At 51.5% G+C, this 15,998-nt stretch carries 9 protein-coding genes; 7 read left to right on the top strand and 2 right to left on the bottom strand.

The genetic code is table 11. The annotated features are described in order from the left end of the window. Positions 1-401: 401 nt before the first annotated feature. The 4 genes from metA (at position 402) to aceK (ending at position 6,326) form a co-directional block, all read left to right on the top strand. Complete coding sequence (gene metA, locus NC856_RS05190; RefSeq protein ID WP_264089378.1) at positions 402-1,331, top strand: homoserine O-acetyltransferase MetA; 930 nt, start codon at positions 402-404, stop codon at positions 1,329-1,331. 274 nt (positions 1,332-1,605) lie between these two features. Continuing rightward, complete coding sequence (aceB, locus tag NC856_RS05195) at positions 1,606-3,204, top strand: malate synthase A (RefSeq protein ID WP_264089379.1); 1,599 nt, start codon at positions 1,606-1,608, stop codon at positions 3,202-3,204. 32 nt (positions 3,205-3,236) lie between these two features. Next, positions 3,237-4,544, top strand: coding sequence for an isocitrate lyase (gene aceA, locus NC856_RS05200; RefSeq protein ID WP_264089380.1), 1,308 nt, complete (start codon positions 3,237-3,239; stop codon positions 4,542-4,544). Between the two features lie 48 nt (positions 4,545-4,592). Beyond that, positions 4,593-6,326: a bifunctional isocitrate dehydrogenase kinase/phosphatase gene (aceK, locus tag NC856_RS05205; RefSeq protein WP_264089381.1), complete on the top strand. Its 1,734-nt coding sequence runs from the start codon at positions 4,593-4,595 to the stop codon at positions 6,324-6,326. Between the two features lie 45 nt (positions 6,327-6,371). Here aceK and iclR read toward each other — a convergent pair whose 3' ends face one another. Continuing rightward, positions 6,372-7,202, bottom strand: coding sequence for a glyoxylate bypass operon transcriptional repressor IclR (gene iclR / locus NC856_RS05210; protein ID WP_264089382.1), 831 nt, complete (start codon positions 7,200-7,202; stop codon positions 6,372-6,374). Between the two features lie 244 nt (positions 7,203-7,446). On the opposite strand from iclR, the gene metH reads away from it, so the two are divergent. The 3 genes from metH (at position 7,447) to foxA (ending at position 14,364) form a co-directional block, all read left to right on the top strand. Next, on the top strand, positions 7,447-11,082 hold the full coding sequence (metH, locus tag NC856_RS05215) for a methionine synthase (RefSeq protein ID WP_404802311.1): 3,636 nt from the start codon (positions 7,447-7,449) through the stop codon (positions 11,080-11,082). A 5-nt stretch (positions 11,083-11,087) separates the two neighbouring features. Continuing rightward, positions 11,088-12,065 carry a helix-turn-helix transcriptional regulator gene (locus NC856_RS05220; RefSeq protein WP_264089384.1) on the top strand — a complete coding sequence of 326 codons (978 nt, stop codon included), beginning with the start codon at positions 11,088-11,090 and terminating at the stop codon, positions 12,063-12,065. A 196-nt stretch (positions 12,066-12,261) separates the two neighbouring features. Continuing rightward, positions 12,262-14,364, top strand: coding sequence for a ferrioxamine B receptor FoxA (gene foxA / locus NC856_RS05225; protein ID WP_264089385.1), 2,103 nt, complete (start codon positions 12,262-12,264; stop codon positions 14,362-14,364). 82 nt (positions 14,365-14,446) lie between these two features. Here foxA and NC856_RS05230 read toward each other — a convergent pair whose 3' ends face one another. Then, a complete protein-coding gene (locus NC856_RS05230) occupies positions 14,447-15,901 on the bottom strand; it encodes an anion permease (protein WP_264089386.1) in 1,455 nt (484 codons plus the stop codon). Positions 15,902-15,998: the final 97 nt, after the last annotated feature.

A 15,998-nucleotide genomic window follows, 5' to 3' on the forward strand; every position in this document is an offset into this window, starting at 1 on the left:
CTCAGCAGTGAAACGCCGTAGCGCCGATGGTAGTGTGGGGTCTCCCCATGTGAGAGTAGGGAACTGCCAGGCATCAACTAAGTGGAAAGCCCCATGCGACAGCATGGGGCTTTTTGCGTTGTGCCACAGTCTGCATCCATGTCTCAGGTATATTTAGTTTGTTTTAAATTCGTTCTAACTTTAACCTACTGATTAATCGATCTATTTACCTCTTCTTATTTTCTTTCTGCGATAAACTATCTCTATATATAATAAAATTGCATAAGCTTATTGAAATAGTGATGAAACATTTTCACCTTAGCAAGCGACTACTCGACTTTCTTATCAAAACTCGCTATCTTCGGGCATCTAGAAGTCTAAACGTATAAACATATAAACGTATGTTGTGAGGATGTAAGGTTATGCCAATCCGGGTTCCAGATGAGTTACCAGCCGTCAATTTTCTGCGCAATGAGAATGTCTTTGTGATGACATCCTCACGCGCTAAAACGCAGGAAATTCGTCCTTTGAAAGTGTTGGTACTGAACCTGATGCCAAAGAAAATCGAAACAGAGAACCAGTTTCTACGGTTGCTATCGAATTCTCCTTTACAGATCGATATTCAACTATTGCGTATAGATAGTCGCGAGTCGAAGAATACGCCAACTGAGCATCTGGATAATTTCTACTGTAATTTCGATGATATTCAGGATGAAAATTTTGACGGCTTGATTGTCACCGGCGCGCCATTGGGACTGGTCGATTTCAGTGATGTTGTGTATTGGCCGCAAATAGAGCGCGTGATTACCTGGGCAAAAGAGCACGTAACTTCAACCCTGTTTGTGTGTTGGGCGGTGCAGGCAGCATTAAATATTCTGTATGGTATTCCCAAGATGACGCGTCAAGAAAAACTGTCAGGCGTTTATTCGCATCAGACCTTGCAGCCACACGCTTTGCTGACCCGCGGTTTTGATGAAACCTTTTTAGCGCCACATTCCCGTTATGCGGACTTCCCGACAGAGGTCATTCGTCAGTATACCGATTTGGATATTCTGGCGGAGTCCGAACAGACTGGCGCTTATCTGTTTGCCAGCAAAGACAAACGTCTGGCTTTTGTCACCGGACATCCTGAATATGATGCGCATACGCTGGCTGATGAATACTTCCGTGACTGTGACGCCAGCCTGCATCCGATGCTGCCCGTGAACTACTTTCCTGCCAATAATCCACAGATTGCACCAAAAGCGACCTGGCGCAGTCATGGTCACTTGTTATTTGTTAACTGGCTGAACTACTACGTTTATCAGATCACGCCATATGATCTACGCCGTATGAATCCGACATTGGAATAATTCATCTTCTCTCGCTTTCAAGGCGCCTTTTGTGGCGCCTTTTTTACTTCTGTTTTCCCATCATTCCAGCTTATGAAAGCATTTCCTCTTCTCTTTGAAAGTTAATCTTCTTATGAATCATGGTATTGAATTAGATTTAAGTTAAAAATGGAAATTGTTTTTGATTTTTTTATTTATTGAATTACGCTTAAAACTGTCGGTTAAGAAATATTCAGTTTTCATCCGACGTCCAGATAGTCGCTTAGCGTAGAGGATTCTGAGAAGGAACCATGAAATGACGCAACAGACAATAAGCAAAGAGTTGTTGTTCAGCCAGCGTTTTGGTGAGGCAGAGAAACAAATTCTCACGGATGAAACCGTTGATTTCTTAACCGAACTCGTAGGGCATTTTACCGTCGCGCGGAATCAGTTATTGGCTGAGCGTGAGGTGTGGCAGCATAAGATTGATAACGGGCAACTACCAAATTTTATTTCGGAAACCGCTTCCATTCGTGATGAGGGATGGGGAATTCGCGGTATCCCTGATGACCTGAAAGATCGTCGCGTTGAAATTACTGGTCCTGTTGAACGCAAAATGGTTATCAATGCATTGAATGCCAACGTAAAGGTTTTCATGGCTGATTTTGAGGATTCTCTCTCTCCCAGCTGGGACAAGGTGATCGAGGGACAGATTAATTTGCGTGATGCCGTTCGGGGGACGATTTCTTATCGTAATGAGGCGGGAAAAATTTATCAGTTGAAGCCAAATCCCGCGGTTTTGATCTGTCGGGTACGCGGTCTGCATCTGCCTGAAAAACATGTCACGCTGCAAGGTGAGGCGATCCCCGCAAGTTTGTTTGATTTTGCGCTCTACTTTTTCCACAACTACCGTGAACTATTGGCGAAAGGCAGTGGCCCTTATTTCTATTTGCCAAAAATGCAGTCGTGGCAAGAGGCGGCATGGTGGAGCGAGGTCTTTTGCCATACAGAAGATCGTTTTATGCTCCCAAGAGGGACGATTAAGGCCACGGTATTGATCGAAACGTTGCCAGCTGTCTTTCAGATGGACGAAATCCTTTACCATTTGCGCGATCATATCGTTGGGTTGAATTGTGGTCGTTGGGATTACATTTTCAGCTATATCAAAACGTTGAAAAACCATCCTGATCGTGTCCTGCCTGATCGTCAGTCTGTGACGATGGAGCAACCTTTCCTGAGCGCCTATTCAAAATTATTGATCAAAACCTGTCATCGTCGCGGGGCGCTTGCGATGGGCGGCATGGCTGCTTTTATCCCCAGTAAGGATGCTGAGCGCAACAACTGGGTGCTGGACAAGGTGCGTAAGGATAAGGAGCTCGAAGCCAGAAACGGTCATGATGGCACCTGGGTCGCCCATCCCGGCCTGGCGGACACTGTGATGGCGGTTTTCGGGCAGACTCTTGGAGCGCGCCAAAACCAACTCGATATGCTGCGTGAAAATGATGCGCCGATCAGCGCCGCACAATTGCTGGCACCATGCCCTGGAGAACGAACCGAAACCGGCATGCGCGCCAATATTCGCGTCGCGGTACAGTACATCGAAGCGTGGATTTCGGGTAATGGTTGCGTGCCGATTTACGGACTAATGGAGGATGCGGCGACGGCTGAGATTTCTCGTACTTCAATTTGGCAGTGGATTCATCATGGAAAAACGCTGAGCGACGGACGCGTGATCACCAAAGCGTTGTTTCAGCAGATGTTGGCCGAAGAGATGCGGGTGATTCAGGAGGAACTCGGAGAGGCGCGATTTAGTGGCGGTCGGTTTGATGACGCTGCACGCCTGATGGAAGAAATCACGACGCAGGATGAGCTTATCGACTTCCTGACGTTGCCTGGTTACGCCCTGCTTGATTAATTCTCACTGACGGTAAAAAAGGAATCGCAGCTATGACGACTTCTCGTACCCAACAGATTCAACAACTTGAACAAGAATGGAAAAGCGCTCGCTGGGAAGGTATTGCCCGACCTTATCGTGCTGAAGACGTGATCAGTTTGCGTGGCTCGGTGAACCCTGAATGTACGTTGGCCCAGTTGGGGGCGGCCAGGTTATGGAAACTGCTGCACGGTGAATCCCGCAAAGGTTACGTCAATTGTCTGGGCGCCTTGACGGGTGGACAGGCGTTGCAACAGGCGAAAGCAGGGATTGAAGCCATTTATCTTTCTGGCTGGCAGGTTGCCGCCGATGCGAATTTGGCGTCCAGTATGTATCCCGATCAATCATTGTATCCGGCCAACTCGGTGCCGGCGATGGTTGAACGCATCAATAACACTTTCCGGCGCGCCGATCAGATTCAATGGGCTAATCAGATTGAGCCGGGCGACAAACGCTACACCGATTATTTTCTGCCGATCGTCGCCGATGCGGAAGCTGGCTTCGGCGGGGTTCTGAATGCATTTGAACTGATGAAGTCGATGATTGAAGCGGGAGCAGCGGCCGTCCATTTTGAAGACCAACTTGCCTCCGTCAAAAAATGCGGGCACATGGGCGGGAAGGTTCTGGTGCCAAGTCAGGAAGCGATCCAGAAACTGGTGGCGGCGCGTTTGGCGGCGGATGTCCTGGGAGTGCCGACATTACTGGTTGCGCGAACCGATGCCGATGCCGCGGATCTGCTGACTTCAGATTGCGACGAGTATGACCAGGCGTTTATTACCGGTGAGCGGACGGCGGAAGGTTTTTATCGTACCCATGCCGGCGTAGAGCAAGCTATCAGTCGCGGTCTGGCTTATGCGCCTTATGCTGATCTGGTGTGGTGCGAAACATCGACGCCGGATTTGGAGGTGGCGCGTCGTTTTGCACAGGCGATTCACGCCCGCTATCCCGGTAAGCTGCTGGCGTATAACTGCTCGCCTTCCTTCAACTGGAAGAAGAATCTGGATGACCGTGCGATTGCACGCTTTCAGGATGAATTATCGGCAATGGGTTACAAATATCAGTTTATTACGCTGGCCGGTATTCACAGTATGTGGTTCAACATGTTCGATCTGGCCCACGCTTATGCACAGGGTGAAGGCATGAAACATTATGTCGAGAAAGTACAACAGCCGGAATTTGATGCGATAAAAGACGGTTACACCTTTTCCTCGCACCAGCAGGAAGTGGGTACGGGCTATTTTGACAAGGTGACGAACATTATTCAGGGCGGAATCTCTTCCGTCACGGCCTTGACGGGATCGACGGAAGAACAGCAATTCTGAGACTAAGCGGTCAGCGTAATGCTGACCGGGCTTCATGTGGAGTGCATGATGGCGCGAGACCTTGAGCAACTGGTGGCACAGACGATTTTGCAGGGGTTTGATGCGCAATACGGTCGCTTTCTGGAAGTCACCTCTGGCGCGCAACACCGATTTGAACAAGCGGACTGGCCTGGCATACAACAAGCCATGAAGCAACGTATTCATCTTTATGATCATCATGTCGGGCTGGTGGTTGAGCAGTTGCGTTGCATTACCGGCGAGCGCTGTTATGACGCGGATTTTCTTGGCCGGGTAAAACAGATCTACACGCAGTTGTTGCCGGACTATCCGCGTTTTGAAATTGCGGAAAGCTTTTTCAATTCGGTTTACTGTCGCTTGTCCAACCATCGGGGGCTCACGCCCGATAAATTATTCGTTTTTAGTTCCCAGCCAGAAAAACGTTTTCGTGAAATTCCTCGTCCTATTGCGCGCGTCTTTCTTCCCTCTGATGGCTGGTCAGCGATGCTGGAAAGGTTGTTGCAGGATTTACCATTACGTTTGCCGTGGGAAGATTTAACGCGGGATATTTCATATATCGTCAATTATCTTCAATGCGCCTTTTCCATGCAACAGCTATCCCAGGCAACGTTACAGGTCGCCAATGAGTTGTTCTATCGTAATAAAGCGGCCTGGCTGGTGGGGAAACTGTTGTTACCCGAAGGCATATTCCCTTTTCTGTTGCCGATTCATCACAACGAACAAGGCGCGGTATTTATTGATACCTGTCTGACCAGCCACGCTGAAGCCAGTATCGTTTTTGGTTTCGCTCGTTCCTATTTTATGGTTTATGCCCCTTTGCCATCGGCATTGGTGGCTTGGTTGCACGATATTCTACCGGGGAAAACCACCGCTGAGCGCTATCTGGCGATTGGTTGTCAGAAACATAGTAAGACGGAGTATTACCGCGAATATCTCCATTATCTTGGCGAATCGCGGGAGCAATTCATTATTGCGCCCGGCGTGAAAGGCATGGTGATGCTGGTGTTTACGCTACCATCGTTCGATTGCGTTTTTAAAGTGATCAAGGATCGCTTTGCGCCGCAAAAAGAGGTTAGCGCTGAACGGGTAATGGCCTGTTATCGTTTGGTAAAAGAGCACGATCGCGTCGGAAGGATGGCGGACACGCAAGAGTACAAAAACTTCGTTATTGATAAACACCGTATCAGTCCTGAGTTAATGGCTGAGTTACAGCGTGAGGCGCCGGGAAAACTGGAGGATTCAGGCGATCAGATAGTGATCCGCCACCTGTACATGGAACGACGAATGACGCCGCTGAATCTTTATCTTGAGCAGGCGACGGAACAGCAACTGCATGATGTGATTGAAGAGTATGGCAATGCTATCAAGCAATTGGCCGCCGCCAATATTTTTCCCGGCGATATGTTATTTAAGAACTTCGGCGTGACCCGGCATGGTCGGGTGGTGTTCTACGACTACGATGAGATTTGCTATATGACGGAAGTCAATTTCCGTGATATTCCGCCGGCACGCTATCCCGAAGATGAAATGGCCGCGGAACCCTGGTACAGCGTCACGCCTGATGATGTGTTTCCCGAAGAGTTCAGACATTTTCTTTGTAGTGACAAAAAAGTACGGCGACTCCTTGAAGAAATGCACGGCGAGTTGTTTTGCGCCGATTACTGGCGAGCGCTACAACAACGTATCCGTGACGGACATATTGAGGATGTCTATGCTTATCGGCGCGGCAAACGATTTAGCCTGCGGGCAACGGAAAATGCATAGTCTGAAAAGGCGTGACGCCCGCTAGCCGCCGCCCAGCATGACGCATTATGCGCCGCTGTATTCGTTGGTGATCTGTTTGGCGGCTTTAATCACCAACGCGCCCAGTTCGGTCACGCGGTCGTCGGTAATGCGCGAAACCGGGCCGGAGATCGAGATAGCGGCAAAGGCTTCGTGATGCTCGTCCAGAATACAGGCCGCGATACAGCGTAAGCCCAGCGCATGTTCCTCATCATCAAACGAATAGCCCTGTTTGCGGATCAGCGACAGATTATCTTTCAGGTTCTGCGGCGAATTCAGCGTATGCGAAGTATAACCATGCAGCCCTTTTTTGTGCAGCAACTGGGTGACCTGACTTTCCGGTAAATTCGCCAGAAATGCTTTTCCGGCCCCGGAAGCATGCATCGGCAGTTTGCCGCCGATCGGCGCCGACATGCGCATCAGTGCGGTGCATTGAACCTGATCGATGATGATGGCCTGACAATCGCTTTGATCGAGCACCGCCAGGTTGACCGTTTCACCGGAAGCTTCCATTAGTTTTCTCAGGATCGGGTGCACAATAGCCAACAGATTACGGCTTTGCAGAAAGCTGCTGCCGACGATAAAAGCGTGAGAGGCGATAGTCCATAACCCCAAATCACCCACCTGGCGGACAAATCCTTGCTGCTGCATGGTGGTCAGCAGACGATGCGTCGTCGAGTTGGGTAATCCCGCTTGTTGGGCAAGATCGGTGAGCGCTACGCTGCCATGCGCTTTGGCGATATATTCCAATAGTGTTAAACCGCGCGTCAGCGATTGTACCTGTCCGGTAGCCTGGGCTGGGGTCGCGGCGCTGGCTCTGGGTTTTTTGCCTCTTTTGGCAGGTTCAGGTGGCGTCATGGCATGGTTCCCCTATTGTGATAATGGAATTGATTTTCGTTTTTCCTGCCAATAATGCAACACTTCTTTCGCTGGCGCGAAAATAACCTGTGCGCCTGAAAAAGTCTCATGTGACGCGACATCAGCAGATCCGCAACTTATGCTAGGATAGGCGCTCGCATCGGCGGGATATTCATCGGTTGGCAATGAGGTTCTTGTGATTAATCGGGCAGACGAATTGCGCCGTCAGTTAGCGCAACGCATTATGGTGTTGGATGGTGGTATGGGAACCATGATCCAAAGTTATCGCTTGCAGGAAGAAGATTATCGTGGCGAACGTTTTGCCGACTGGCCGAGCGACGTGAAGGGTAATAACGATCTTCTGGTATTGACCAAACCACAGGTGATTACGGAAATCCATGATGCCTACCTGAAATCGGGCGCCGATATCCTCGAAACCAATACCTTCAACGCCACGACGATTGCGATGGCCGATTATTCGATGGCGTCGCTGTCGGCGGAAATTAATACGACGGCGGCAAAACTGGCGCGGATCTGCGCCGATAAATGGACCGCGCTGACACCGGATAAACCGCGTTATGTCGCGGGCGTGTTGGGCCCGACCAACCGAACCGCGTCGATCTCCCCGGATGTGAACGATCCCGCCTTTCGCAATATCAGCTTTGATCAACTGGTCGAAGCCTACCGAGAATCAACGCGGGCATTGATTCTCGGCGGTGTTGATTTGATCATGATCGAAACCATCTTCGATACCCTGAACGCCAAGGCCGCGATATTTGCGGTGGAAAGTGAATTTGAAGCGTTGGGGATCGAACTGCCGGTGATGATTTCCGGCACAATCACCGATGCATCCGGGCGAACCTTATCCGGTCAGACGACAGAAGCCTTTTACAACTCGCTGCGGCATTGCCGTCCGCTCTCTTTTGGCCTGAACTGTGCGTTAGGGCCGGATGAGTTACGCCAATACGTCGCCGAACTGTCGCGTATCGCTGAATGCTACGTGACGGCACACCCGAACGCGGGGTTGCCTAACGCCTTTGGCGAGTACGATCTGGATGCGGCGGAGATGGCGCAGCATATCGGGGAATGGGCGCGCGCCGGTTTCCTGAATATTGTCGGCGGATGCTGCGGTTCCACCCCGGAACACATTGCGGCCATCGTCAGGGTTGTCGAGGGCGTGGCGCCAAGAAAATTACCGGAGATACCGGTAGCCTGTCGCCTTTCCGGTCTTGAACCACTGAATATTGATGCCAATACGTTGTTCGTTAACGTGGGCGAACGCACCAACGTGACCGGTTCGGCGCGATTCAAACGTCTGATTAAAGAAGAGAAATATAATGAAGCGCTGGATGTCGCCCGTCAGCAGGTAGAAAGTGGGGCGCAGATCATCGATATCAACATGGATGAAGGCATGCTGGACGCGGAAGCGGCGATGGTTCGTTTTCTGAATCTGATTGCTGGCGAGCCGGATATTGCGCGTGTGCCAATCATGATCGATTCCTCGAAATGGAGCGTCGTTGAGCAGGGCCTGAAATGTATTCAGGGTAAGGGGATCGTCAACTCGATTTCCATGAAAGAAGGCGTCGAGGCGTTTATACAGTACGCCAAACTGGTCCGGCGTTATGGCGCAGCCATGGTGGTGATGGCATTTGATGAGGTGGGGCAGGCGGATACCCGTGCGCGGAAAATAGAAATTTGCCGTCGTGCTTACCAGATCCTGACTAAAGAGGTGGGATTCCCGCCGGAAGACATTATTTTCGATCCGAATATTTTCGCTGTGGCGACCGGGATTGAAGAACACAACAACTATGCGGTGGATTTTATTGAAGCCTGCGCGGATATCAAAGCCCAGTTGCCTCATGCCATGATTTCCGGCGGGGTGTCCAACGTATCGTTCTCATTCCGGGGCAACGATCTGGTGCGTGAAGCTATCCACGCGGTCTTCCTCTATCACGCGATCCGCAACGGTATGGATATGGGGATCGTGAATGCCGGACAGTTGGCGATCTATGACGATCTTTCGGCTGAACTGCGCGACGCGGTTGAAGATGTGATCCTCAACCGCCGTGATGACGCGACGGAGCGCATGCTTGATCTGGCTGAAAAATATCGCGGTAACAAAGCGGAAGACGAAAGTACCAAACCGCAGGCGGAATGGCGGGGCTGGGCGGTGAACAAACGTCTGGAATACTCGCTGGTCAAAGGCATTACCGAATTTATCGAACGGGACACGGAAGAAGCGCGTCAGCAGGCGGCGCGCCCCATTGAGGTCATTGAAGGGCCGCTGATGGATGGGATGAATGTGGTTGGCGATCTGTTCGGCGCCGGAAAAATGTTTTTGCCGCAGGTGGTGAAATCGGCGCGCGTCATGAAGCAGGCGGTAGCTTATCTCGAACCTTATATCGAAGCCAGTAAAGCCAAAGGCACCACCGCCGGGAAGATTCTGCTGGCAACGGTGAAAGGGGATGTGCACGATATCGGTAAGAACATTGTCGGCGTAGTATTGCAGTGTAATAACTATGAGATTATCGATCTTGGCGTGATGGTGCCGACGGATAAAATCCTGAAGACCGCACAACAAGAAAATGTGGATATCATCGGGTTATCCGGCCTGATAACGCCTTCACTGGATGAAATGGTGAACGTGGCGAAGGAAATGCAGCGCCAGGGGTTTGCGATACCGCTGCTCATCGGCGGGGCGACGACCTCTAAGGCGCACACCGCGGTGAAAATTGAGCAGAACTACAGCGGCCCGGCGGTCTATGTGCAGAATGCGTCCCGCACGGTAGGGGTGGTGTCGGCGCTGTTGTCAGCGAACCAATATGATGATTTCGTTGCCCGTACCCGCAAAGAATACGAAACGGTGCGCATTCAGCACGCACGTAAGAAACCCAGAACGCCGCCGGTTACGCTGGCTGCTGCCCGTGATAACGCCGCCGTGCTGGATTGGGAAAACTATACGCCACCCGTTGCGCATCGTTTAGGTGTACAAACGGTCACGGCCAGTGTCGAAACGCTGCGTAATTATATCGACTGGACGCCTTTCTTCATGACCTGGTCGTTAGCGGGTAAATATCCACGTATTCTGCAAGATGAGGTGGTGGGTGAAGAGGCGACGCGTTTGTTGACGGATGCCAACGCCATGCTGGATACGCTTTCTGCAAGCGGTTCGCTCAATCCCCGTGGCGTCGTCGGATTGTTCCCCGCCAATCGGGTGGGGGATGATGTGGAGATCTATACGGATGAGCGACGTAATGCGGTGCTGCTGGTCAGCCATCACTTGCGTCAGCAAACAGAAAAAAAGGATTTTCCGAATTACTGCCTGTCCGATTTTGTGGCGCCGAAATCCAGCGGTAAGCCGGACTATCTTGGCGCATTCGCGGTGACGGGGGGGCTGGAAGAGGATACGCTGGCCGAACAGTGGGAAGCCCAACATGACGATTACAATAAGATCATGGTGAAAGCGCTGTCAGACCGGCTGGCGGAGGCGTTTGCCGAATATCTGCATGAGCGGGTGCGCAAAGTCTACTGGGGTTATGCGGCGCATGAAAACCTCAGTAACGACGAACTGATCCGCGAAAATTATCAGGGGATCCGCCCGGCCCCAGGCTATGCTGCTTGCCCCGATCATACTGAAAAAGCGCAGATCTGGCAGTTGCTGGATGTCGAGCGGCATACCGGCATGAAACTCACCGAGTCATATGCCATGTGGCCGGGCGCGTCGGTATCCGGTTGGTATTTCAGCCATCCTGACAGTAAATATTTTGCGGTCGCCCAAATTCAACGCGATCAGGTGGAAGATTATGCCCAACGCAAAGCGATGGGGATCAGCGAAGTCGAGCGTTGGCTGGCGCCAAATCTTGGCTATGATGCGGACTGAACAACATGAATATATCTTCTTCCGGCAGGCTAAAACGACTGTTTTCCATCGAGGATTTTTTTGATTTTGGTGAACGCTATGGGATTGATTTTCACTTCCCGGCTTTATCGTCATGCCGTGATCAGGCGAAAGAAAAACGTATCGTTGTGCAAGGCGATGTGGAAGAGATGGCGCTGTCGTCGGGCATCTGCCTGACCAATTCCAATGTGCGGGTGTTGCAACCTTATGAATCAACGTCGCTGCATGGTTCTCCGCTTTATACGCTGGTGGTGCTGGAAGGTTGCGTGGCGCTGCGGCTGAACGGCGAAGCGTTTGTTGTTCGCTCCGGGATGGCTTTCAGTACCCGATTGGGAGAACATCTGGTGATGAACGCCAGTCATTTTGCCGAGCACCATCTCAAGACGATATCGCTTGGCATCAATCCGGGCAACTTCCAGCCGGCTCCTCTGGTCACCTCATTGCTGCATGAGTGGGAGCGTGAAGGAACCCCGGCTTTTGTGTGGCAGGTTCCCGGTTATCTGCTGTCGGGATTACAGCATGCGCTGGAAAACACCGCACCGGGTTTGTCACGTCAGTTCATGCTGGAAGGCGTGATGCTTCAGCTTCTGGGATATGGCTTGTCGTGCGGGCAACCCGGCAGGGAAAAGCGTTATCTGGCTTCACCAGGTGAACAAAACCGGTTGGAGAACGTGCGCCGATTATTAGAACGACAACCTGAAAGAGCGTATACGTTGCATGAACTGGCGCAATTAGCGGCCATGAGCGCCAGTAGCCTGAGAACCAAATTTCGTCAGGCTTACGGGCAATCGGTTTTTGATTACCTGCGTGATTGCCGACTGGAACTGGCGCGTCGTTATCTGGCGCAAGGCTACAGCGTTCAGCAGGCTGCCTGGATGTCGGGCTATCAGCATGCGACCAATTTCTCCACCGCCTTTCGGCGCCGTTACGGTATTGCCCCAAGCGATGCGCGAGCCACGAGTTAGCGCGTTTTATTCGCCCACCAACCTTCTTTCACCAACTATTCTGATTTCATACTCACGCTTTGCGGATAATCCGGCGTTTTCTGCACAGTTCCCGGTTTGTTATTGCTCATAGGTAAATTGTCACTGCGCATAGTTATTGTGATAACAAAAACGGTAATAATTCTTATTTACAATAATAAGGTCTGTGGAGAGAGTCATGCTCAGAAAAACGCGGCTGGCGTTGGTCGTCGGCTGTATCACCAGTGGTGTTGCCATTCCGGTGATTGCTCAGGATGCGCCAGCCTCCTCTCAGGAAGATACACTGGTGGTCACATCTCAAACTCAAAGCGGGGCCACTAAATTGGTAACGCCGGATATAGAAACGCCGCAGGCGGTTTCCATTGTCACGCGCGATCAGATTCAGGAGCAAGGCGCTATCAGCGTGCGACAGGCGGTAAGCTATACGCCCGGCGTGTTCAGCAACCAGATCGGCGCCTCCAACCGTTTTGACTATATGGTTCTGCGCGGTTTTTCTGATGGCAGTCTGGACAATGTCTATCTTGACGGCCTGAAAATGATGGGAGATACCAACTCCCACAGTTCCCTGGTGGTCGATCCCTGGTTCCTGGACAGTATCGAGGTGGTAAGAGGCCCAGCATCGGTGCTGTATGGCCGGGCTTCTCCGGGCGGGATTGTCGCGTTGAACTCTCGTCAGCCATCGTTTGAACGTAGCGGACAGATCAAACTGTTTGCCGGTAATAACGCCCAGCGCGGGGCGGCCTTTGATGTCACCGGGCCGTTGGATGATGACGATCGTCTGGCGTTTCGCCTCAGTGGTATGACGCGCTATGCGGATACCCAGTTCGGGCCGCTGAAAGAAGAGCGTTACGCCATTGCGCCGAGTCTGACGTGGCGCATTTCTGATAAGACCCGACTGGATCTGATGGCTTACCTGCATCGTGACCCGGAAGGCGGCAGCCATTCAGGTTTACCGTATGAGGGGACGGTGGTTGCCCATAATGGTCAGAAAATCGCTGACACCTTCTATGAAGGCGAAGAGAATAACGAGAAGTATGATCGTAAGCAGAATATGGTGGGATACAACTTCGAGCACGGTTTTGATAATGGCTGGTCGCTACGCCAGAAGCTGCGTTATCTGCGTACTAAAGTTCATCTGGATCAGGTTTATGCCTACGGTTGGAGCACCGGCGACACCTTAAATCGCTATTATTCCGGGGCGCGTGAATCCCTTTCCGCGATTACATTGGATAACCAACTGGATGGCAGCTTTGATACCGGTTCGGTGAATCACCGTCTGCTGGTGGGGATTGACTATCAGCAACGTCATAATGATGTGGACTGGCCTTCAGGCGCTTATCCGGGAATTGATGCATTTAACCCGGTTTATGGCGCGTTGCCGACAGCGATGTATGCCTCAACGTTTGAGAAGCATAAGCTGCAACAAACGGGGATTTATGTTCAGGATCAGATGACATGGGAGCGTTGGCGCCTGACGTTGGGCGGTCGTCATGATCAGGTGAAAGTGATCAATATCGATAAGCGCAGCGGTTCACGCAGTGAACTGGATAAGGATAATTTTAGTTCCCGTGCGGCATTACTTTATCTGTTCGATAGTGGCTTTGCGCCTTACGTCAGTTACTCCACGGCATTCACGCCCACCAGTTTTGTCGGCGAGGACGGCAACGTGCTTGAACCGATGAAAGGCAAACAGTGGGAAGCCGGGCTGAAATATCAGCCGGAAGGTTCGCAAAGCCAGTACAGCATGTCGGTATTCCGTATTAATCAGAAGAATGTGGCGACCAAAAATCAGCCGAGCGACCCCTATCGTTCCGTGGGTGAAATCGAATCCGAAGGGGTGGAACTGGAGACGGTGAGTCAGATTACGGACAACCTGCGCTTGCAGGCTGCATACACTTATACGGATATACGTTATAAGAAAAGCAATGATGTGAGTGAACAGGGAAAACGCGCTGTTTATGCGCCGCGTAATCAAGCCAGCGCCTGGGCCAGCTATGATGTGAAAAGCGGCCCGCTGGATGGATTAACGCTCGGCGGCGGTGTGCGTTATGTCAACGGCATCACCTCCGATCGCGCCAATACGCATACTTTGCCTTCGTATACGCTGGTGGATATGGCGGTGGGTTACGATTTATCAAAAATCGGTTTGCAAGGGTTAAGCGCGCAGTTGAATGTGAATAACCTGACGGACAAACGTTACGTTGCGGCCTGTAACTCGCTGGAGTTTTGCTACTTTGGCGCCGAGCGCAGCATTGTCGGCAGCGTTTCCTATTCTTTCTGAATCATACATTTCGCAGTGATAAAACGAATCAGGCCGGGGGTATTCCGGCCTGATTCGTTACGCGCCATATGAGTTCAGCGGCTTAATACAAACCAATCACCTTCCACCACAGCAACCCGGCGCTCATGAAAATGGCCTGATTGACGAGGCTGATAACGAAACCTGTTCGCCACCAGACGGCGGTGGGGACATAGCCGGCGCCAAACAGGATCGGGCCGCGGGCGTGCGTGTATTGCGTCAATGAACAGTACAGGCTGCTGGTGAAGGCCAGCATAAATGCCATCGGCACGGCAGGGATGTTCAGGTTAATCCCGACGCCAAGGAACACGGCAAAGAGCGCGGCGATTTGCGCGTTGCCGCTGGCGAAAAAGTAGTGGGTATAGAAGTAGGCGGCATTGAGCAGCAGCAACACCAGCACCCAACTGGTTCCCTGCATCATATGACCAATGCTATTACCGATCAGGTCGCCAAACCAGGTGGTGAAACCCAGTCTTTTCAACTGATTGGCCATCATCAGCAACGCGGCGAACCAGATCAGGGTATCCCACGCGCCTTTTTCACTTTTTACATCTTCCCAATTGAGCACACCGGTCAACAGTAAGAAGGACAGCCCGACAAAGGAAGCGGTTGTCGCATCAACTCCCAGCTTGTCGCCAAAAATCCACAATACCAGCAGCAGGATAACCGTAAAGGCCATCAACCACTCGCCGCGGCTCATGTTGCCCATCTTTTGCAGTTCAGAAACCGCCAGCTTAGGCGCATCAGGCGTGTGGCGAATTTCCGGTTTGGTCAGCCAGTACACGAACAGGGGGATAACACTCAGTGAGATCAGACACGGCACCAGAGCGGCAACGAACCAACTGCCCCAGGTGATGGTGACGCCCGCGTTTGCCGCCAGTTTTACCGCCAGCAGGTTGCCGGTGTAGGCTGTCATGAACATGGCGGCGGTGACATCGTTGACGTTGCCGATACAGGTGATGAGGAATGTCCCGATTTTACTGCGTGAGGCATCATCCGGCTTTGAATCAAAGCTGCGCGATAGCGAATCTGCGATAGGATAGATAATACCGCCGCAACGGGCGGTATTACTCGGCATTGCCGGAGAAAGCACCAAATCGGCGAAGGCCAGACCATAAGCCAGACCAAGTGTGCGCTTGCCTAACAAACGGATCATTTGTAACGCGATACGACGGCCAAGACCGGTTTTGATAAAGCCGCGCGCGATCATAAACGCGACGACGATCAGCCAGATCAGCGAACTGTTCAGATCGCTGAGCGCCGTCTGGATCGCGCCGGTGGCGGTGGTGTCGCCTGCCGCATAAGTCAAGGCGAACAGGGTCATACTGATAATGCCGATGGCCCCAATGGGGAGAACATTTGCAACAATACAAATAATGGTGGCGACAAAAATAATGGTTGAATGCCAGGCGGGTCCACTTAATCCGGTCGGAGGCGAAAATTGCCAGAAAGCGCTAGCGATAGCCAAAATAATAATGAGTGCAAGCCAATTCAGGCCATATGATGTTTTGGTCTTCATCCATTTTCCTTACAGCTTATATGGTTTTTTAAGCGGAATTTTTATAAATCCGACATAACAGATTGTGAAAGAAAGCATAGCGCTTGCTGTATGCTCA

The organism is Brenneria izbisi, from assembly GCF_025840185.1.
GTDB classification, from domain to species: domain Bacteria; phylum Pseudomonadota; class Gammaproteobacteria; order Enterobacterales; family Enterobacteriaceae; genus Brenneria; species Brenneria izbisi.